This is a genomic window from Mesorhizobium sp. M0306 (genome assembly GCF_040321655.1).
GTDB lineage: Bacteria > Pseudomonadota > Alphaproteobacteria > Rhizobiales > Rhizobiaceae > Mesorhizobium.
On record NZ_JAMYRY010000013.1, the window covers coordinates 34,059 to 55,024 of the forward strand.

A 20,966-nucleotide genomic window follows, 5' to 3' on the forward strand; every position below is an offset into this window, starting at 1 on the left:
CGAATGAGGACCCCCATCAATGAAGACCTACAAGATAGCGCTCATCCCCGGCGACGGCATCGGCAAGGACGTGACGCAGGCGGCATGGCAGGTGCTGCAGGCGGCGGCTAAGCGGGGCGGTTTCGCCCTTGATGGCACAAGATTCCCGTGGTCGTGCGCCTACTATGTGGAGACCGGTGCAATGATGCCGTTAGACGGCATCGAGACACTTCGAAAATTCGAGGCGATCTATCTCGGCGCTGTAGGCTGGTCCGCGGAAGTGCCCGACTCAGTATCGCTTCATGGACTGCTCCTGCCGATCCGGAAATCGTTCACGCAGTACGCCAACATACGACCGCACCGGCTGCTGCCGGGCGTTCAGGGGCCCCTCCGCTCCGATGGTTTCGACATCCTGTGCATCCGCGAGAATACGGAAGGCGAATATTCCGGCGCCGGTGGGCGCGTTCATTCCGGCACGGCCGATGAGGTCGCGGTTGAGACTGCGATCTTCACGCGTACGGGTGTCGAACGGATCATCCGTTTCGGTTTCGAACAGGCGCGGGCCCGCCGCAAGAAGCTGGCATCTGTCACCAAATCCAACGCGCAGAAACACTCCATGGTTTTCTGGGATGAGGTCACGCGCGAGTTGGCGAAAGACTATGCCGATGTGGAGGTCTCGCAGCACCACATCGACGCCATTGCCGCCCGTATGGTCCTGGCGCCGGAAAGCCTCGACGTAATCGTCGCATCGAACCTTTTCGGCGACATCCTCACGGATATTGGAGCGGCCATTCAGGGCGGGCTGGGTTACGCCGCCTCCGCCAATATCAATCCCGATCGCAGCGCGCCTTCCATGTTCGAGCCGGTCCATGGTTCGGCGCCCGACATCGCGCATCTCGGCACCGCCAATCCGATCGCAGCGATCTGGTCCGGTGCGATGATGCTCGAGCATCTGGGCGAGGGGCATGCTGCGGCAGAAGTGATGTCGGCAATCGAGTCCGCAACCGCGCGGGGGATTGGCACGATCGCAGGCAAGGACAGGACTGAAACAATCACGCAGGCCGTGCTGGCAGGATTAAGCTGAAAGAGCAGAGGAAAGACCATGAATGCGATGACGAAGATTGGCATGTTCAACGATTCCGACCTTTTCCGCCAGCAGGCGCTGATTGGCGGTGTCTGGTGCGATGCGGAAACGAAGGGCGTGGTCGATGTCGTTGACCCTGCCAGCCAAAGTGTTCTCGGCACAGTTCCCGAAATGAGGGAGAACGAGACGAGAGCCGCAATCGACGCTGCGGCTGGGGCATTCAAAGGCTGGAAGAAGAGGACCCATGCCGACCGTGCAGGATTTCTGGAGCGCTGGCACGACCTCATCCGCCAGCACGAACAGGATCTTGCGCTCCTGCTGACGCTGGAACAAGGCAAGCCGCTTGCCGAGGCGGTGGCGGAAATCCGCTACGGCGCATCTTTTGTGAAATGGTTTGCGGAGGAGGCGCGCCGGATCGGTGGCTCGACCATTCCGTCACCCACTGCCGATCGCCGCATTCTGGTGCTGAAAGAGCCCGTCGGGGTCTGCGCCATCATCACGCCGTGGAATTTCCCCAACGCGATGATCACGCGCAAAGTAGCACCGGCGCTGGCCGCAGGTTGTACGGTTGTCATCAAGCCGTCGGAATTTACGCCATTCTCGGCGCTGGCGCTCGGCGTTCTGGCGGAACGGGCAGGTATTCCTGCCGGCGTGATCAACATTGTGACCGGCATGCCCATCGAAATCGGCAACGAACTGATGGCCAACGAGACGGTGCGCAAGATCTCGTTCACCGGTTCGACCCCCGTCGGTGCGCTGCTCATGCGCGGCGCGGCCGATAGCATCAAGCGGCTGAGCCTGGAGCTTGGCGGCAACGCGCCCTTTATCGTCTTTGACGACGCCGATCTGGATAGGGCAGTTGAAGGGGTGATCGCATCCAAGTTCCGCAATGGCGGTCAAACCTGCGTCTGCGCGAACCGGATTCTCGTGCAGCAGGGCGTTTACGATGCTTTCGCCGAAAAGCTGAGCCAGCGCGTCACGCGGATGAAGGTTGGCGCAGGGACCGACGAGGGCACTGAGATCGGCCCGATGATCAACGCGGCCGCGATCGACAAGATCGAGCGTCACATCGCGGATGCACAGGCGAAAGGTGCGCGGGTCATCGCCCAAAGCGAGACGATGCCGGAGGGCAAGCAATATGCACGGCCCGTCGTGCTGGGAGAGGCTACTACCGAGATGCTCCTGGCATCGGAAGAGACGTTCGGTCCGGTGGCGCCGCTTTTTCGCTTCGAGACGGAGGAAGAGGCCATCGCGATCGCAAACGGTACGCCGTTCGGCCTTGCCGCCTACTTCTACACCGACAATCTCAAGCGGTCGTGGCGTGTTGCCGAGGCGCTGGAGTTCGGTATGGTCGGGCTCAACACAGGCATGATCTCGACCGAGGTTGCCCCTTTCGGCGGTGTCAAGCACTCTGGAGTCGGGCGCGAAGGATCGCAGCTCGGCATCGAGGAATATCTCGAGGTCAAGACGCTTCATGTTGGCGGGCTTAATTAGTTATCTTGCAAGCAGGTGGCAACACTTGCAGCCCTAAAGCGTTGGAACAACAAGAAAGGGACGGTGAAAACCGCCCCTTTCTCTATTGCAACCATTGACTATTAACGTTTGGAAGCGCCTCGCTCGGGCGCGACTGCGCCAGCAAACAGACGTTCAGGCGAATTCCCGAACGGGCTCCAGTCCGACGGCGCCGGCCAGACCGCCGATATCCTTGATTTCGGTATATTCGTAGAAGGGGTTCGCAGGCTCGTGGCCGCGGTTCACCCAGACCTTGCTCTTGATACCGAGATCATAGGCGGTCATGAGATCATAGCGAAATGAGGACGACACGTGCGTAATGTCCTCCGGGCCGCAGCCGAGCTTCTCGAACATATATTCGAAGCCCTTCATCAAAGGCTTGTAGGCACCGGTCTCCTCCGCCGTGATGACCATGTGGAACGGTGCGCCGAGTTTCTCCACGTTCGACATGATCAGGCTCTTCATGGAGTTCGACAGGATCACCAGCGGAATCTCCTTGGCGACCTTGGCCAGGCCCGCCGGAACATCCGGGTGCGGACCCCATGTCGGCACTTCCGCATAGATGCGCTGGGCATCCTCGGGCCGGAATGCGACGCCGTTGCGCTTGCAGGTTCGTTCCACGGAATTGTGCACGACCTCGCTGTACGGCTTCCAGGCGCCAAGGACCTCATCGAGGCGATAGGCCGAGAAATCCTTGATGAACTGCGCCATCCCAGCTGGGGAGAGCTGCGCGCCGTATACGCGTCTCGCCGCGCCGGCCATGTCGAAGTTGGTCAGTGTACCGTAGCAGTCGAAGGTGATGTATTTCGGTCTGAACTGGGTCATGAGCGTCGATCCTTCCAATCCTGTCGGCACTGCGTGCCTTTAACAGCAAGGATCATAATGAGGGCCGGAGAAGACTAGTCGCCGCATTCGATGCGCCCTGAAGCAGATTGTTTTGTATTGCGTGAGAGCTTTGGCAGAGAGTTGCGCCTGAGTTCGTTTCGGGCTTCGGCGGGCGCGCGATCTCTCAGCCGTGCGTGGCATAAGATGCGGTGCCAGCGGCAAAGGAAAGTCAAAACGCCTATCGCTCAGCTTCTGGTCGGGAGGAACTGCTGTCCGCGGCAGCCTACCTTGGGCATAGAGAATTCAGGCCCGGAATGAACCATGACCGCGCAGCAGATCACGCTGAAAACGAGTTGAAGGACGAATCCACACCACACCGGACTTATGCTCTCGTCAGTCAGGCACTACGCTGAATCGGAGGAAGAAATGCTGGCAAACTCACTGATCGAACTCGATCGCGCACATCTGGTTCACCCGTTTTCATGCTATCGGAGCCACGAGGAGACGGGCGTGCGGGTGCTCAAATCCGCCAAAGGTGCAACCGTGACCGATGCAAGCGGGAAAACCCTGCTGGACGGATTCGCCGGTCTATGGTGCGTCAACATCGGATACGGCCAGGAAAGCGTTGTTGAGGCGGCGGCAAAGCAGCTAAGAGAGCTTCCCTATGCGACGGGATATTTCGGGCTGGGATCCGAGCCTGCCATTCGCCTTGCTGCCAGGCTTGCCGAACTGGCGCCCGGCGATTTGAACCATGTCTATTTCACGCTCGGCGGCTCCGACGCAGTCGACAGTACGATCCGCTTCATTCGCTATTACTACCATGCCAAGGGTACGCCGCAAAAGGACCAGTTCATCTCCGTCGAGTATGGCTACCATGGATCCTCGACGGCAGGGTCAGGTCTGACAGCGATCCCGGCATTCCATGCGGGTTTCGGCGTCCCTTACGACTGGCAGCACAAAATTCCCTCGCACTACGCCTATCGCAATCCGGTCGGTTCCGACCCGCAGGCGATCATCGATGCATCGGTCGCGGCCCTGCGGGCCAAAATCGCAGAACTCGGCGCGGGCCGCGTTGCGGCTTTCTACGCCGAACCCATCCAGGGTTCGGGCGGTGTTCTCGTTCCACCGACAGGTTGGCTGAAGGCTCTGCACGCCGTGTGCAAGGAACACGACATTCTGTTCGTTGCCGACGAAGTTATCACTGCCTTTGGCCGTACCGGCCCCCTCTTCGCGTGTGAGGAAGACGAGGTCGTGCCGGATTTCATGACCACAGCGAAGGGACTGACCTCGGGCTACGTGCCGATGGGCGCCGTCTTCATGGCCGACCATGTATACAATACGATCGCGGACGGAGCCGGCAAAACGGCTGTCGGCCATGGCTACACTTATTCGGCCCATCCCGTGAGCGCGGCGGTCGGGCTCGAATGCCTGCGTCTCTATGAAGATGGCTTGCTCGAGAATGGGCGCAAGGCGGGGAAGCGCTTGACGGAAGGGCTTCGCTCGCTCGCCGACCACCCGCTGGTTGGCGACATTCGCGGTCGCGGCATGCTGGCAGCAATCGAGTTGGTCACCGACAAGGTACGCAAGACGCCTCTGCCGGCGGCGGCCGATCCGGGGCGTCGCATCTTCGAGCGCGCGTGGGCGAACGGCCTTGTCATCCGTGCCTTCAACAGCGGCATTCTCGGCTATGCGCCGCCGCTCTGCTGCACAAACGACGATATTGATGGAATCCTCGAACGCACGCGGATGACGCTGGACCAAACCCTCGACGATAAGGATGTGCGGGCAGCGATGAAGGGATGATCAGCGGGGCGCATTGCATCGACCAGGGCTAAACTCACCCCGTCCGGGTCTTTCGTATGGTTCCCGGCCTAAGTATCACGCTAGACGCTTCGTTCTCCCGAAGCAAAATCCCGAGGTGATGCACCAACAAGGCCGAGTTGGTCATCGTCCGCGCTCGGCCCGGGAATCTTCTCTATATGAACGGCTCCGAAAACGACATTCAATGCCCGGTGATCCGGCGCAAGATGTCTGGCGAAACCCGCTTACAGGCAGGAAGCGCCTGTCGTGATACCTTCCTGGGCCCAATGAAAACCGCTAAAAGCTCCGACCCTCCTTCTTGGCGATCGGCTCGGCGTCACCGAGGCTTCGCATCCAGTACTTGCCAAACCTCGTCAGCGGCGGCTTCGCATCCCACTGATCGACTTTGCCCCTGTTGCCCATGGCGCAGCAAAGATGATGGTCCGGCGATTTGTTTTCACGAATCGTCGACCTCGCATCGGCCATTCTGAAGCTCAGCGAGTTCGATCGTGACTCGTTGCACGGCGAGTTCGGGTCTCTTCGGCCTGGAGCCCACCATTGAGACAATTCCCGCCCGCTCAAGGGCCGCCAAGGAGCGGGATACGTTCGGCTGCGGACGCGCCGCCAACCTGCACAGTTCCGTGATGCTTTGCGGTCGATGCCGATGGATCAGCGCCACCAGCCGACAATTCTCAGGGGTCAACGCCCGGAGAATCTCTTCCGGCGCACACGACTGAGCCATTGGTTCAGGGACCACCAGATGCCCCGCCTCCTGAGCCGTCGCCGCCGCCATTACTGTCGTGCGTGTTTTCCTCAGTAAGAGTGCTTTCCAAGTAAACAATGGCCTCGACGAAAGACGGAAATGCCTCTTTTACCCTGTCGAGGTTTTCCTGCACCCTGTCTGTTTTCAGGTCAAAACCGTACCGATGCCTCACCAGGTGACGGAATCCCTTTAACTCACTCAGGGACTGATAAAGCTCGGGGTCGAGCACAGCCGGGCGGATGCCTGCAATTTCCGCCGACATCTGATCGAGCACGTCCTGGTGCATCGTAGGCCCTTGGGGAACGAGGCCGTCTATGTCGTTGGACAGGCTGAGCAGGATGTCCTCGATGCCGTTGTAGACATTGTGGACTCCCAGCGAAACAGCTGCGATCGCCCCCCATTCGCCGAGTGACATCTCACTCCTATGAGCCGACAGATATTCCTCGATTTGCTGCAGTTCCTTCGCAGCGCGGGCGATTTTTGGCGACAGCTTTGCGAATGCCGGATGCTTAAACGCTGTCATTGAGCAATTCCTGTACTCGTTCGGACGAAACGTCTGAGGCAAAGATCAGGTCATAGGGAATGTTCGTTCCCCGAAGCTGGTCTGCGACCAAGCGCTCTACCATGGCCCGGCGCGCAGGATCAGTACTTCCGTGAACCAGCAGATCTACATCCGAGTGGACGCGGAAACGGTTTTTCGCGAGAGATCCGACAACAGAGATATCGACGCCGTGGGCTTTGGCGTTCCGGAGAATACGCGATACACAGGCTTGCGCGGTCTTCCGGCGATCGTCAGCTCTTCGGTGGATCAAAGTGTCAATCTTGTTCATCTTTTCGCCTTTTGCCTTTGGTCCAACTGTGACCCGAGGCTAGATCATCGCAACTCCGCAAGCTGTGCATGCTGCCTGACTATATATCATTGCAGGATATATATTCAAGCCATTTGACGAGGACAAGGCGAAAACAGGCGTTCGCTGGAAGTGTCCAGATGCGGTCGAAGTTTTAGGCTAAGCACCGTTCAGACGAGTGACAATGACGGCCTCCCCTGAAACGTGACATCGTCATTCGACAATGCCGCGCGCGACAAGATGGAGCGTGGCACGAGCGCACGCCGCTTGAAAATCGAGCCGGAGCTGCCTTCTCATTTGTCGAAAATGATGTCGAGAGGCAAATGGGATTTCACGATCGGTGACTTCAGCACGACGAAGCTGAAATATTTGTCGATTCCGATATCCAATTCGATCATGCGCTCCATGATCGTCTGGTACTCGCTGATGCCCGCTGTGACAAACTTCACAAGATAGTCGTAGCCGCCTGAAACCAGATGGCATTCGATGACAGAATCGACTTTCTGAATTGCGGTGAGAAATCTCGCGAAGTCGTTCTGTTGATGGTGCTTGAGCGTGACTTCGGTGAAGATCGTTAGAGTCTGTCCGAGCTTGGACACGTCGATCTGGGCGGAATAGCCGGTGATGAAGCCTTCGGCCTGAAGCTTCTTCACCCGCATCAGGCAAGGGCTCGGCGAAAGGTTGACCAGGTCGGCAAGCTCGACATTCGTGACCCGCCCGTTCTTTTGCAATTGGGATAAGATCTTGATGTCGATCTTGTCGAGCTTCATTGGAAACCTGTCACACGTTCGAACCGCGGATCGTCCGGCAGACGGCGTCCGTCACTTCCTGCGTGGTCGCTGTCCCTCCCACGTCGGGCGTTAGCACGCCTTCACTCGTCACCGTTTCCACAGCGCTCATCAACCGGACGGCCGCTGCGCTCTCGCCCAGATGTTCGAGCATCTGGGCAGCGGTCCAGAAGGTGGCGACCGGGTTGGCAATACCCTTGCCGGCGATGTCGAATGCCGAGCCGTGAATTGGCTCGAACATCGAGGGATAGCGCCGCTCGGGATCAATGTTGGCGGTCGGTGCAACGCCGAGACTGCCCGCGAGCGCGCCTGCAAGGTCCGACAATATGTCGGCGTGAAGATTGGTGGCGACGATCGTATCGAGGCTCCGAGGTTTCAACGTCATACGCACTGTCATAGCATCGACTAGCATCTTGTCCCACGCGACGTCCGGGAATTCCCGCGCCACCTCGGCTGCGATTTCGTCCCACATTACCATGCCGTGACGCTGCGCGTTGGATTTCGTAACAACTGTCAGGAGCTTTCGCGGCCGTGACTGCGCCAGCCGGAATGCATAGCGCATGATGCGGGTGACGCCGACGCGCGTGAAGATCGCGACCTCGGTTCCGACCTCCTCGGGGAGGCCGCGATGGGCGCGGCCGCCGTGGCCCGAATACTCGCCCTCGGAATTCTCACGCACGATCACCCAATCCAGATCGCCAGGGCCAACGCCCGCCAGCGGCGAAACAATCCCGGGCAATATCCTGGTCGGCCGCACGTTGGCGTACTGATCAAAGCCTTGGCAGATCGGCAGCCGGAGGCCCCAGAGCGTGATGTCGTCAGGCAGATCGGGGGCGCCTACCGCGCCAAAGAAGATGGCGTCGAAGCGCTTCAGTTGCGCCACGCCATCTTCGGGCATCATGCGACCATGTGCCTTGTAGTAGTCTGAGCCCCAGTCGAAGTGCTGGACGCGCAGCCTGAAGTCGCCGCAGCGCTGCTGCAGCGCCTCAAGCGCCTGGAGACCTGCGGCAATCACCTCTGGGCCGATCCCGTCGGCCGGAATGGCGGCAATCTCATATTCGCGCATCGTCACTTCCCTGTTTTTTGGTGCTGGCCGCCTCGTGGCCTCAATCTCGTGTGCGACCGATTGTACCTTGGCAAGACGGTCTTCTCAGAATTCAGCGACCTTGCCCCACGCAGCGGTCTTCAGACGCTCGGGCCTATAAGGACGCGGATCGACAATAGGCTCGCTGCCCGTGATGATGTCGGCGATCATATGTCCCGCGCCGGGGCCAATCCCGAAGCCGTGCCCGCTGAATCCCGCCGCCAGGATGAAGCCCGGAATTCCCTCCACTTCACCGGCTGCGGGAATGCCATCGGGTGTACTGTCGATATAACCCGCCCAGACATCGGAGATCGCGACGCGTTGGAGTTCGGGGATCAATTCGCAGGCTCTTCCATATGTCAGCCGAATCTGTCCCATGTCGGGCTTCGGGTCGAGAATCCGGTTCCGTTCCATCGGCGTGATGTCGTCGAGGGCCCATTTGCGCAGGCTTTCATGGCCTTGACGCCAGCCCTCGAAGGCGCCCGGGGCCAGATTGCGCCAGCGGCGGGCGAACATGGGTACAAACTCGCGGCTGAACCTGAACTGCTGCGGCGTTGGATCGACACGCGCCCGCCCGCTGATCGCCAGCGCGTATCCACCGTTGCTGCGCCGCGTCAGAGAGACGCGCGTGGTATGCAGGGCATCCGGCAGGCTGTTTGCGCCGGGTGCCACGGCCAGAATGGACGAACGTACGGCAGCTTGCGGAAAACGCACACCAAGCTGGTTGCAGAAGGAAGAAGCCCACGCGCCTCCGGCCATGACAACGGTTTTCGTCCGTATGGTGCCCGCTTCGGTCACCACAGCGCTCACCCGGCCGGCGCTCAACTCCAGCCCGCGCGCCGCGCAATGCTGATGTAGGGTGCTGCCCGCCGCGATGATGCCGCGCGCCGCAACCGGCACTGCCTTGGAAGGGTCCGCCGTTCCGTCAGTTGGCGAGAACACGCCACCTTTCCATTTGCGGCCCGTCGCTTTGCCCCGTTCGGTGGCTTCTTCCGCGCTCAGCATGTGTGTGGTGACCCCGACCGTTCTCGCAAAATCGCGCCACTTTGCCCAGCCTGCCAGCTCATTTTCGTCTTGCGAGAGATAGAGGAGCCCGCAGCGGCGAAAGCCGGTGTCTTGGCCGGTCTCCTGTGCCACCTTCTCCCAGAGGTCGAGACTCTTGGTCGCCATCGGCAGCTCGCGCGCATCGCGGTTCTGCTGGCGGCACCAGCCCCAGTTGCGGCTGGATTGCTCGGCCGCGATGCGCCCCTTCTCGACCAGGGCGACCTTGAGGCCGCGGCGCGCCAGATAGTATGCGCTGAACACGCCCACCACGCCGCCGCCGATGACGACGACGTCCGCCTCGCGAGGGAGGGAAGGGCTGCAGTCGATGTGCATGAGCGGCGCGGACATGGATGGGACTCCGGTAATTTGAAGCATCCTAACCTCCCGCCTGCAGAGGCAGGCTGCGGAGTTTGTGCCTGGACGGAATTTCCTGCGTTTAGCAGCCCCCAGGACAGGCAATTATTGCGCGAAAAGTTCGCTGCGCGGGGCAAGCGGGAGTACACTTCACGCAGTCGCGTCATCTACGGCATGGGCAGTTCGGCACACGGCGCATTCGTCGACCTTGATCGGCAGCGCCTTGGCCGACATTGCGATGGGCCGTACGGTCACCAATCCGCTCAGCGGCATGGCCTGCACATGGGACCGATGTACACCGGAAAGCCTTGGTCCTATCCCTCATGGGCGCGTATTGCCGGATGAAGGATATGGTTGCCTGATTTCGGTTTCCGCGCCGAAACGGGAACAGAGTGAAATGCCGAACTGGATGTTCTTTTCAGAAGTTCCTGCCGCGCGAGGGCCAAGTTTCGAAGACTCTGCGGAAACAGAACAGTCAAACTGGCTGGAAGAACGGAGCAACCCTTCCTTATGGCAGGCAGGCTCCAGAGGACATCCGATAGGCAGGGCTTGCCCCTTCGGAGAGTTCTCCAAGAAAAGGGAACAGAGTCCGGTACACGGACCGGATTTCACAAGGGAGCCGCCAGGATGAGCAGAACCCGCCTCTTGCAGCCTCAGCGCGCGAAGCGCCGAGAAGGCCGGACTACGGCCGCTACGGTGAGGCGCTTCTGCCTAAAGGGCGATGATGCGGTCCGCAACAGGGTGGACGCGCTCGGTTGAAAGGGGAGGTGATCTCGATGGTCGCAAGCATCCAGGCTGTAGCCCCCCACGATGTGGCGCTTTCGGTGCGCGACCTAACGGTGAATTTGCCGCAAGGCATGGAACGGACCCATGCTGTCAAGAACATCTCCTTCGATCTGAAGCGCGGCCAGATCCTCTGCATCATAGGCGAGTCCGGATCGGGTAAGTCGGTCACGGCGAACGCGATCATGGGGCTTCTGCCAAAGGTCATCCGCCTCTCATCGGGTGTCATCCAGTTGGAGGGGATGAATATCGTCGGCATGTCGCCAGACAAGCTGCGCAATCTGCGTGGACGGGTCGTGTCGATGATCTTTCAGGACCCGCTCTCGGCGCTCAATCCCCTGATGACGGTTGGCGCGCAGATTGACGAGGTCATGGCCGCGCATGGCTTCGGCACACCACAAACCTGTCGAAACCGCGCTATCGAACTGCTCACTGAAGTGGGCCTGCCAGATCCCGAACTCATGTATCACCAGTACCCGTTCCGGCTTTCGGGCGGGCAGCGGCAGCGGGTCATGATCGCCATGGCCTTGGCGCTTGAGCCGACGGTGCTGATTGCGGACGAACCAACCACCGCGCTCGACGTCACCACCCAGGCTCAGATCCTGCAACTGATCCGTGACATTCAGCGGCGCAAGGGCATGAGCGTGATGTTCATCACCCACGATTTCGGCGTGGTGGCCGAGATCGCCGACAGCGTCGTGGTGATGGAAAAGGGCCATGTCGTCGAACAGGGCAGCGCCGGGCAGGTGTTGAAGTCGCCCAAGCACCCTTATACCCAGCGCCTGATTGCAGCCGTACCGCATTTGACCGGCGAAGATCGCCCTCGTCCGGAGGCTGCCAGCAAGGAGCCGATCCTGAAGGTTGAGGGTCTGGTGAAGACCTATCGAGGCGGCAGTGCGCTGTTCGGCGCGCAGCGGACTGTGACAGCGGTCAACGAGGTTTCGTTCGAACTCGCGCCCGGCCGCACATTGGGGGTCGTAGGCGAGAGCGGTTCGGGGAAATCGTCGCTGGGCCGGCTGCTGATCAAGCTGCTGGACAGTGACGGCGGCGGGATCTTGTTCGAGGGATGTGACATAGCCAAGCTTTCCGAAGCGAAGTTCCGCCCGCTTCGACCGCGGATCCAGATGATCTTCCAGGATCCCTTCGCTTCTCTGAACCCACGCTCAACCGTCGGCCACATCATGACGGTAGGCCCGATGGCGCACGGGATGCCTTATGTCCAAGCGCGCGATGAAGCGCGTGCGCTTCTGGCCCATGTCGGTCTCGATGCCGGCGCTTTTGGCCGCTACCCGCACGAGTTCTCGGGTGGGCAACGCCAGCGCATCGGCATCGCTCGTGCGCTGATGTTCAAGCCGAAGCTGTTGATCGCCGACGAGGCGGTCTCCGCACTCGACGTGTCGATCCAGGCGCAGATCCTGCAGCTTCTGGACCAGATCCAGCGCGAGACCGGCGTGTCGATGGTCTTCATCACGCACGACCTGCGCGTCGCCAGCCAGATCTGCGACGAAATCGCTGTGATGCAGAAGGGCCGGATCGTCGAGCGCGGGCCGCCCTCGCAAATATTCCTGAACCCGCAAGCAGCCTACACGCGCCAACTGGTAGCGGCAATTCCAGGAGAGCGGCCGGGCAATGCCCGTCCAGTAGCAGCAAACGCATAACAAATAACAAGAGAGGAACTACCATGACCAGAAATTCATCGACTACGTCCAACTACTCGAGGCGCGAAGCGCTGCGACTGATCGCGCTAGGTGGGGCTGCAGGCTTCATCGCGCCCAATCTGTTGGGCAAGCCCGCCTTCGCCAAGACCCCTGCTGCGGGCCCGGCCGGTCGCGTCGTCGTCGGCCTCTCGCAAGAGCCGACCGTGTTCAATCCGCTGATGGCGCATATCGAAGTCGATGACGCGGTCCATTTCTCGGTTTTCGATGCGTTGGTCCGCATGGATCCGCAAGGTGGCCTACATCCAAACCTTGCAGCCGAGGTGCCAAGCCAGAAGAACGGCGGCATTTCGGAAGACGGTCTCAACTGGCGCATCCGGTTGCGCGACAATGCCCGCTGGCACGACGGTGAGCCCTTCACGGCCGAGGACGTGAAATTCACCCTTGAACTCATCACGAACCCGAAGTTTCGCGCTTGGCGCACGAGCGGCCATTCGCTCGTGCAGGACATCACAGTGGTTTCGCCCACCGAGATCACATGGCGGATGAAGGAGGCTTTTGCGCCCTATCTTTCGTTCTTGGCCGAAACCTTCATCGTGCCCAAGCACATTCTGGAGAAAGAGGCCGATCCGAATACAGCCGCGTTCAACCAGGCGCCGGTCGGCACCGGCGCATTCAAATGGAGCCAGCGCGTCGCGGGCGATCACATCGAGCTCGTCGCCAATCCTGAGTACGCCGGCGAAGGTCCCTATGTCGAGCAGCTCATCTTCAAATACATCCCCGATATGACGGTGCTCTACACGCAGTTCAAGAGCGGCGACGTGGACCTGGTCGATCAGTCGTTCATCACCGCCGACCACTATACTGAAGCCCGCGAACTACCAGACCGCGTGGTGACACTGGAGACAGGGGCATCCCTGGAGTCGATCTACCTCAATTTGGGCCGCCCGCAGTTCAAGGAGTTGGCCGTGCGCCAGGCGCTCTACGCCGCGTTGGACAGGAAAGCGATCGTCGACACGATCTATTACGGCGTGGGCACGCTCACCGAGACCTTCATGCCGAAGGAGTCCTACTACTACGACCCGAACCTCCCGGTTCAGGAGTTCAATCTGGACCGGGCGCGCCAAATCCTTGATGAGGCCGGCTGGGTGCCGGGGCCGGATGGAATCCGCGCCAAGGATGGGGTGCGACTCTCCTTCTCCAACTCGACAACTTCTGGCAACAACCTCCGCGAGCAGACGCAGCAGTTCCTGCAGCAGACGTTTGCCGAGATCGGCGTCGAGATGACGATCTCGAATTTGCCGGCTGCAGTCATGTGGGGCGAGTTCTGGCTGAAGTCGCAATTCGACACCGCCATGGTGGGCGTCACCTATCTGATTGCCGCGGACCCCGACGCCACAAACCGGCTCCATACGAAGGCAATCGCCGCTCAAGGCGGACACGGTTCGAACACCGGGCAATATTCCAATCCTGAGGTCGATGCCCTGCTCGAAAAGGGTGCTCGCAGTTTCGATCCGGAAGAACGGCGCGGGATCTATAATCGCGTGCAGGAAGTGGTGCGCCACGATCTGCCCTTCCTGCCGCTGTTCGCCTACACAATCGTCCTCGGGCGCAAGAAAGGGCTGGACGGCTTCGAGCCCAACGCCAACACCCGCACCGCATCGTGGAATGCCGCGGCCTGGCAGTGGAAGGCCTAATCCACGCAGTTGCCGCCGCCCCGCCCGATTCCCCCGCGGGCGGCGGCAACAGACTAAAATGGTCAACCCACAACGGAGGACTCGAATGCGCGGCTTCCTGCTCAATCGCCTCTCGCAGAGCCTGGTGCTGCTTGTGATCGTTTCGATCATCGGCTTCGGGATTCTGAACCTCCTTCCCGGCGGCCCGCTCGCCCAATTTGGGCTCGATCCCGGAATGACCCAGCAGGACATCGAGCGGCTCAAGGGGTTACTGGGCCTCGATCGACCCATATGGATTCAATATCTGGACTGGGCATGGCGGCTGGTGCGGGGCGACTGGGGTCACTCCTTCCGTGACGGAGCGCCGGTCTTGAAGGTGATCGGTAGCCATCTCTTTGCCACGCTGCTGCTGATGGGGTCCTCAACCGCGATTGCGATCTCCATTGGCGCCTGGATCGGAATCCGGGGCGCCACGCGCCGCTACTCGCTGTTCGACTATCTCGCAACTGTCGGTGCCATGGTCGCGTTGTCGGTCCCTACCTTCTGGTTCGGCCTCGTCGGCATCTATATCTTTTCCCTGAAGCTGGGCTGGCTGCCCGCGGGCAATATGTCCGAGATCGGCGATGCCTCGATCCTGGGCTATCTCCACCATCTGATCCTGCCAAGTGTAGTGCTGTCGCTGGTCCATGTCGCGATCTGGAGCCGCTACATGCGGACGGCTACTCTCGACGCCATTAGCCAGGACTTCGTCAAGACGGCCAGGGCCAAGGGGTTGAGTGAACGCCGGATTCTGATGAAGCATGTCGTCGGCAACGCACTTTTGCCGATGATTACCTTGGCCGGGATGCAGCTTCCCAGCGTCCTCACTGGCGCGCTCGTGACCGAAACCGTCTTTACCTGGCCAGGAATGGGACGGTTGTTCCTCGATAGCCTTGGTTACAGCGACTATCCGGTCGTAATGGGGCTGCTGATGTTCTCCGCCATCCTCGTTCTGCTTGGAAACCTGATCGCCGACATTGTCGTCGCTATTGTCGATCCGCGCATTCGCCTGGCTTGAGCGCGCAACTTCCCCGACAGGAGACAGCCGATATGACCGCTCTCACCGCAAATGCAGCTCCAAGCCGATGGAGAAACAACCGCGCGGCACTTCGTTTCATGCGGCATCGCTTGGCGCTGCTCGGGTTGGCGATGATCATCTTCCTGAGCCTTGCTTGCGTCCTCGGCCCCCATCTCCTGCCCTATGACTCACTGTATATCGATCTGCGGGCCCGCTTTGCCTCCCCGCTGACGGGCTACCACTTTCTAGGCACCGATCCGCTTGGCCGCGACGTGGCGGCAAGGCTTTTGATGGCGGGACGAATCTCGCTGCTGGTCGGTTTCTTTGCCATGGTTTTGTCGACGCTCATCGGCACCCTGGTCGGCGTGATTGCCGGCTATCGGGGCGGCTGGGTCGGGGCCACGCTGATGCGCACGGTCGATGGATTCCTGTCATTCCCATCGATCTTTCTGCTGCTGGCGCTGGCTGCCGCACTGAAGCCCAGTCCTGTGATGATCACCGTTATTATCGCCCTCACCAGTTGGATGGAGGTTGCTCGTATTGTGGAAGCGGAGGTCCGCTCGTTACGCGAACGCGAGTTCGTCCTCGCCGGCCGAATGCTGGGGTTGAGCGGTACCCACATCATGTTCCGCGAGATACTGCCCAACGCCATGGGGCCGATTATCGTCGCTTCCACCTTGACGGTCGCGCGCGCCATTCTCATGGAGGCCTACATCAGCTTCCTCGGCTACGGGATCCAGCCGCCACTGCCCAGTTGGGGCAACATGCTGAATGGCGCCCAACAATATCTGGGCAGCGCACCTTGGCTGGCAATCATTCCCGGAGCTGCAATCACCATTGCGGTAACCAGTTTCAATTTCATCGGTGACGGGCTGCGTGATGCGCTCGACGTCCGAGACGACCACATCTGAAGTTTCACCGACCGCAGATCTTTACCCCTGCAATGCAGCGAGAAGTCAGCCACGTGCAAGAGCCTCATATCGCCGACAAGAGCACACCCTACTGGTGGGAAGCAGCGCCCGTCATGCCGCTGCCGCGGCAGCCAGTCGCAGAGAAGCTTGACGTGGCAATTGTCGGCGCCGGTTATGCCGGGCTTTCGGCCGGGCTTGTGCTGGCGCGCGAAGGGCGCTCGGTCGCAGCTTTTGATGCGATGAATCCGGGCGAGGGTGCTTCCACCCGCAACGGAGGGATTACGAGCGCAAGCATCCGGCCGGACTATGCCGCGATCACCCGGCGCTTCGGGGAAGAGAAGGCCATGGCGATCGAGGCCGAGGGCAAGGTCGCACGCGAATTCCTCTACGACTTCATCAAGACCGAAGGGCTCGACTGCGACTTCCGACTGGTTGGCCAGTTCAAGGGCGCTTTCGGATATGAACAGTATGGGAAGATGGCGCGCGGCGCCGAGACGCTGGCGAAGAAACTGGGGATCGAGTCCTACGCGGTTCCGCATGACGAGCAGCGAAATTATATCGGCACCGATTTCTACCGCGGCGGAACCGTTCGGATGGATATTGGCGGGCTGCACCCCGCAAAATTCCACGCTGAACTCCTGCGGGTGGCGCTCGCCTCCGGGTTGACGGTCCATTCGCATACAGTGGTCAAGTCGATCGAGAGGAACGGTTCGGGGTTCCGCGTCGCGACTTCGGCAGGGACGGTGGATGCACGGCAGGTTCTGGTCTGTACCAACGGCTATACCGACGGCGCCGCTCCCTTCCTGCGGCGCCGCCTGGTTCCGGTCCGCAGCCGGATCATCGTGACTGAGGAACTTGCGCCCGATGTCATGGCGCGACTGATGCCGAAGCTGATGACGATCACCGAGAACCGGCAACTCGGTTTCTATTATCGCCCGTCGCCCGACGGGAAACGTATCCTGCTGGGGGGCCGTGACAGTTCTCGCGTCGGCGATCCGGCGGCGCCGAAACTTCTCCTACGCAAGGGACTGGTGAACCTTTTCCCGGAGTTGGAGAACGTGCGCCTTTCGCATTGCTGGTTCGGCAATGTGGCGATGAACCGAGACATGCTGCCCCGCATCTTCGAGAAGGACGGTGTGGTCTATGCCTCCGGCTTCTGCGGTTCGGGCGTGGTCTGGGCGCCTTGGATTGGCATGCGTGCGGCCCACAAGTTGATGGGGCATGGCGAGCAGTCGCGCACTGCGTTCGACTTTCGACCGCCTTCGGCCGTCCCGCTCTATCGTGGCAATCCGTGGTTTATGCCGGCGATTATCCAGGGCTATCGGTTGCAGGACCGTCTCGCCTTCTGGCGCGCCAGCCGCTGATCGCCGGAAATATCACGTGGGTAACCCTTTGGCGTGCCCGCCGCAGACACGACTGCAGAGCGGGTCACCTTGTTGCCGGAGAGCACTCCGTCGAAAAATCCGTCGGGGCTGGGGCCTGTCGGTGCGAAGCTGATCAGCGGTGGGACGCCTTTGCGCGGATCAGCGCGTCGGCCATGTAGAGGTCCTGCAGGGAGATACCGGAACTGTCGAAGACCGTGATCTCATTGTCGAAGCGGCGTCCGGGCGCACGCCTTTCGATGACGTCGCCGATTGGTGTTACCGCAAGCACGCCTGCGTCGATCTCGTCGCGCACGTGTTGGAACTCGCCGATCTGGACGGACTGGGAAAGCAGATCACAAAACAGACGTGCCTTGGGAAATAATTCGCTCGGCAATTCGCGCTTACCCGGAGCATCCGACCCCATGCTGACGATATGCGTTCCGGGTCCCACCCAAGCGGCATCGAACAGCGGTTCGCGTGAGGGTGTCGCCGTCACCACGATGTCGGCCGCGCGCACGGCTTCTTCCGGCAAGGCAGCGCGCGCCTTCAGTCCCCTTTCGCCGATCTGATCGACAAAAGCGTCGCGCCGCGGCGAAGGCCGGGCCACAACCAGCACGGTTTCGATTGGGCGGATGCGTGCCAGCGCCATCACTTCGAAGCTCGCCTGGTTGCCCGCACCGAAGATCGCCAGAACCTTGGCTTGCTTGCGCGCAAGAAGATCAGCCGCAACCGCGTCGGCTGCGGCCGTCCTGTAGGCGTTCACCTTTCCGGCCTCGATTACGGCGCGGAGCCGTCCTGTATGCTGATCGAGCAGGACGATGGTCGAGTTGTGGCGGGGAAGGCCACGTGCCGGGTTGCCCGACCAGAAGGAGCCGATTTTCACCCCGGTCAGGTCGTCCGACGAACCGGATTTGATTGAGAAGGTATTGGTCGCCTCCTGTGCGCGCCCGAGAACAGCCGGAAAGACCCAGCTCTGCCGCGATGCTGCTGCCACGAGAGCCTCCCGCGCCGCCTCGAAGGCAAGTTCATGCGTGACAAGGGCGGCAGACTCCTCTTCGCTAATGTAGATCATCCAAACTTCCTTGTGAGCATCAAGCCGTTCATCGCTGCAGCGTGTTCCGGCATGGCGTGGTCAGGCCCGAGATTACATCGGTGTAGAGGCACGGACGTCACGCCGACCGGCAACCATGATGGGCGACGCAAGGTGGCAGATGAGTAGTTTTCACTCGATTTGCGCCATTTTGTATGCCGAGGGACGGGGTCAAAACGAATGATCCCGTCGAGTTAACAGGGCAAAACAGCAGGGAAATCTGCCTGGCAGGCGCGACTTTAAGGTCCGACTTCAAATCGACCTCGGACCAAGAGACAGCGTTGCACTTATGGCCCTCGAATATGAGAGAGACACCCTCAGCGCCCCGATCGAGCTGATGAACTTCGAAACCCGCCATGTGCCGGGCGCGCTGAAGCTGTCGCAGGAGATGGGCTGGCCCTATCGCCATGAGGATTGGGAATTTGCCGTGATGGTCGGCAATGGCCTGATCCTCGAGCGGGCAGGACAGGTGATTGGCACTGCCATGTCGTGGAATTACGGACATTCCTATGCCACGGTCGGGATGATCATAGTTACTGGCTCCGCGCAAGGCGGCGGCAACGGCGCCCGGCTCTTTGATGGCTTGCTTGAGGCGGCACACGGTCGCAACGTGCTGCTCAACTCAACCGAAGAGGGGCTGGCGCTCTACAAGCGACGCGGCTTCACTGGCTGGGGCACGGTGCTTCAGCACCAGGGCTCGCTGACTGCCGCCGTGACGCGGAGTACCCGCGACGACATCCGTCAAGCGACAGCCTCCGACCTCGCGGCGATCCAGGCCTTCGACGAATCGGCCACGGGCATGCCCCGGCTGGCGATGGTGGCTGCGCTCGCCGATGTGGGCAACGCATTGGTCATTGAGCGCAGGGGACGGATTGCAGGCTACGCTATCGCGAGGAGGTTTGGCCGCGGCTATGTCGTCGGCCCTTGTGCAGCCGAGAGCGACCAAGACGCGCGGCTTCTGATCCTGGCCCAGCTTTCGAAGCTTCACAATCAATTCGTTCGCATCGACGTCTATGCCGAGGATGGATTGGGCGACTGGCTTGAGAGCCTTGGTCTTCAGCGGTCCGGCAGTGCGACCGCCATGGTCAAAGGGCAGCGACCCGTCTCCGAGGGGCCAGCCCATATGTATGCGTTGGCAAACCAATCGTTCACTTAGGAAACGAACTTATGAACAAGAGGGCGGCAAACCTGGCAGTGAGCGAGACGGCTCGGACGATCGACGCCTTGGTCACTCCGGCGCTGCTTCTCGACCGTGGGCGGCTCGAGCGCAACATCCAGGGTCTGGCCGAGCGCGCCAAGAAGCTTGGCGTGGTGCTGCGCCCGCATATGAAGACGGCCAAAAGCATCGACGTCGCCCGATGCGCGTTCCACCGCGAACCCGGTCCGATCACGGTCTCGACCATCGCCGAGGCGGAGTATTTCGCGGGCCATGGCTTTCGAGACATGACCTATGCGGTCGGCATCTCGCCGGGCTCGGCCATGCGTGCCTTGGAGCTTTGTCGCCGTACTGGCATCGACCTGAAGCTGCTGCTCGATACGGTGGAGCAGGCTGATGCTTTGGCCGACGTGCGCCAAGCAATCGGCATGACGCCGTCCGTCTTCATCGAACTGGACTGCGATGACCATCGCGGTGGATTGAAGCCGGACGATCCCAAGCTGCTCGAGGTGGCCAACAGGGTCGTCGAGGCGGGCGCTAATCTCGTCGGCGTCCTCGCCCATGCGGGCGAGTCCTATACCTTGAGCACGCCCGAGGCGCTGATCAAAGCAGCCGAGAACGAGCGTTCGGCCAGCTTGCGCGCGGTCGAAACTTTGCGCGCACACGGCCATGCCTGCCCGATCATCAGCCTCGGTTCGACGCCGACTGCACACTTCGCCGAGAATCTAGAAGGCATTACGGAGTTGCGCGCCGGCGTCTACATGTTTTCGACCTCGTCCAGCACGGGGTCGGGGTCTGTGCCATCGACGATATCGCGGTTTCCGTGTTGGCCACCGTGATCGGCGCCAAGCCGGAAAAGGGATGGGTGCTGGTCGACGCCGGGTGGATGGCGCTTTCGCGCGACCGGGGAACCGCAAATCAGCAGATCGACCAAGGTTACGGCGTGGTCTGCGACGAAAAGGGGCGGGTGCTTGAAGATGTGATCGTGGCCCAGGCCAGCCAGGAACACGGTATCCTCGCCATTCGTGCCGGCTCTGGAAAGTCCATGCCCGAGTTGCCGCTCGGGACTCGGGTCCGGATTCTGCCCAACCATGCGTGTGCGATGGCCGCCCAGCATGATTTCTACAGCGTCGTCAACGGGGACAGCCCCAAGATTGAAGCGCGTTGGGAGCGGATGCGCGGCTGGTAGGCGC

General features: G+C 60.9%; 17 protein-coding genes and 1 pseudogene. 10 read left to right on the top strand and 8 right to left on the bottom strand.

Annotated elements, in window-relative coordinates; translation table 11 throughout:
• Window positions 1-19 precede the first annotated feature (19 nt).
• Together NKI95_RS18845 and NKI95_RS18850 are read left to right on the top strand one after the other, a co-directional pair.
• The gene (locus NKI95_RS18845) at window positions 20-1,063 is read left to right on the top strand and encodes a tartrate dehydrogenase (RefSeq protein ID WP_352718806.1); all 1,044 of its coding nucleotides are present in this window, start codon (window positions 20-22) and stop codon (window positions 1,061-1,063) included.
• A gap of 18 nt (window positions 1,064-1,081) precedes the next feature.
• Window positions 1,082-2,557: an NAD-dependent succinate-semialdehyde dehydrogenase gene (locus NKI95_RS18850; RefSeq protein WP_352718807.1), complete on the top strand. Its 1,476-nt coding sequence runs from the start codon at window positions 1,082-1,084 to the stop codon at window positions 2,555-2,557.
• Between the two features lie 153 nt (window positions 2,558-2,710).
• Here the strand turns inward: NKI95_RS18850 and NKI95_RS18855 are convergent, their stop codons facing one another.
• Window positions 2,711-3,400: a haloacid dehalogenase type II gene (locus tag NKI95_RS18855; protein ID WP_352718808.1), complete on the bottom strand. Its 690-nt coding sequence runs from the start codon at window positions 3,398-3,400 to the stop codon at window positions 2,711-2,713.
• Window positions 3,401-3,826: 426 nt separating this feature from the next.
• Between NKI95_RS18855 and NKI95_RS18860 the strand changes: the two genes are divergently transcribed.
• Entirely contained in the window at window positions 3,827-5,203 is a 1,377-nt protein-coding gene (locus NKI95_RS18860) for an aspartate aminotransferase family protein (protein WP_352718809.1), read from the top strand.
• A 454-nt stretch (window positions 5,204-5,657) separates the two neighbouring features.
• Here the strand turns inward: NKI95_RS18860 and NKI95_RS18865 are convergent, their stop codons facing one another.
• The 6 genes from NKI95_RS18865 to NKI95_RS18890 form a co-directional block, all read right to left on the bottom strand.
• Window positions 5,658-5,993: an HVO_A0114 family putative DNA-binding protein gene (locus NKI95_RS18865; protein ID WP_352718810.1), complete on the bottom strand. Its 336-nt coding sequence runs from the start codon at window positions 5,991-5,993 to the stop codon at window positions 5,658-5,660.
• Window positions 5,947-6,486, bottom strand: coding sequence for a ribonuclease toxin HepT-like protein (locus NKI95_RS18870; RefSeq protein ID WP_352718811.1), 540 nt, complete (start codon window positions 6,484-6,486; stop codon window positions 5,947-5,949). The genes NKI95_RS18865 and NKI95_RS18870 overlap by 47 nt, the downstream gene beginning before the upstream one ends.
• Window positions 6,473-6,793, bottom strand: coding sequence for a nucleotidyltransferase domain-containing protein (locus NKI95_RS18875; RefSeq protein WP_352718812.1), 321 nt, complete (start codon window positions 6,791-6,793; stop codon window positions 6,473-6,475). Before NKI95_RS18875 ends, NKI95_RS18870 begins: the two co-directional genes overlap by 14 nt.
• Window positions 6,794-7,104: 311 nt before the next feature.
• Window positions 7,105-7,581 (bottom strand): Lrp/AsnC family transcriptional regulator, encoded by a 477-nt coding sequence (locus NKI95_RS18880; protein ID WP_023718597.1) that lies wholly within the window; start codon window positions 7,579-7,581, stop codon window positions 7,105-7,107.
• Window positions 7,582-7,591: 10 nt separating this feature from the next.
• Window positions 7,592-8,665, bottom strand: coding sequence for a tartrate dehydrogenase (locus NKI95_RS18885; RefSeq protein WP_352718813.1), 1,074 nt, complete (start codon window positions 8,663-8,665; stop codon window positions 7,592-7,594).
• An 84-nt stretch (window positions 8,666-8,749) separates the two neighbouring features.
• The gene (locus tag NKI95_RS18890) at window positions 8,750-10,075 is read right to left on the bottom strand and encodes an NAD(P)/FAD-dependent oxidoreductase (RefSeq protein ID WP_352718814.1); all 1,326 of its coding nucleotides are present in this window, start codon (window positions 10,073-10,075) and stop codon (window positions 8,750-8,752) included.
• Between the two features lie 782 nt (window positions 10,076-10,857).
• Here NKI95_RS18890 and NKI95_RS18895 point away from each other — a divergent pair.
• The 5 genes from NKI95_RS18895 (at window position 10,858) to NKI95_RS18915 (ending at window position 17,527) form a co-directional block, all read left to right on the top strand.
• Entirely contained in the window at window positions 10,858-12,522 is a 1,665-nt protein-coding gene (locus tag NKI95_RS18895; RefSeq protein WP_352718815.1) for an ABC transporter ATP-binding protein, read from the top strand.
• A 23-nt stretch (window positions 12,523-12,545) separates the two neighbouring features.
• Window positions 12,546-14,216 (top strand): peptide ABC transporter substrate-binding protein, encoded by a 1,671-nt coding sequence (locus NKI95_RS18900; protein WP_352718816.1) that lies wholly within the window; start codon window positions 12,546-12,548, stop codon window positions 14,214-14,216.
• An 85-nt stretch (window positions 14,217-14,301) separates the two neighbouring features.
• Window positions 14,302-15,252, top strand: a complete 951-nt coding sequence (locus tag NKI95_RS18905) for an ABC transporter permease (RefSeq protein ID WP_352718817.1) — start codon at window positions 14,302-14,304, stop codon at window positions 15,250-15,252.
• 32 nt (window positions 15,253-15,284) lie between these two features.
• The gene (locus NKI95_RS18910) at window positions 15,285-16,163 is read left to right on the top strand and encodes an ABC transporter permease (RefSeq protein WP_352718818.1); all 879 of its coding nucleotides are present in this window, start codon (window positions 15,285-15,287) and stop codon (window positions 16,161-16,163) included.
• Between the two features lie 32 nt (window positions 16,164-16,195).
• Window positions 16,196-17,527, top strand: coding sequence for an NAD(P)/FAD-dependent oxidoreductase (locus NKI95_RS18915; protein ID WP_502909197.1), 1,332 nt, complete (start codon window positions 16,196-16,198; stop codon window positions 17,525-17,527).
• A gap of 133 nt (window positions 17,528-17,660) precedes the next feature.
• Here the strand turns inward: NKI95_RS18915 and NKI95_RS18920 are convergent, their stop codons facing one another.
• Window positions 17,661-18,599, bottom strand: coding sequence for an ornithine cyclodeaminase family protein (locus tag NKI95_RS18920; RefSeq protein WP_352718820.1), 939 nt, complete (start codon window positions 18,597-18,599; stop codon window positions 17,661-17,663).
• A gap of 307 nt (window positions 18,600-18,906) precedes the next feature.
• On the opposite strand from NKI95_RS18920, the gene NKI95_RS18925 reads away from it, so the two are divergent.
• Both NKI95_RS18925 and NKI95_RS18930 read left to right on the top strand, forming a co-directional pair.
• The gene (locus NKI95_RS18925) at window positions 18,907-19,773 is read left to right on the top strand and encodes a GNAT family N-acetyltransferase (protein WP_352718821.1); all 867 of its coding nucleotides are present in this window, start codon (window positions 18,907-18,909) and stop codon (window positions 19,771-19,773) included.
• Between the two features lie 11 nt (window positions 19,774-19,784).
• Window positions 19,785-20,962: pseudogene (locus NKI95_RS18930) on the top strand (alanine racemase).
• The last annotated feature ends 4 nt before the right edge of the window (window positions 20,963-20,966 follow it).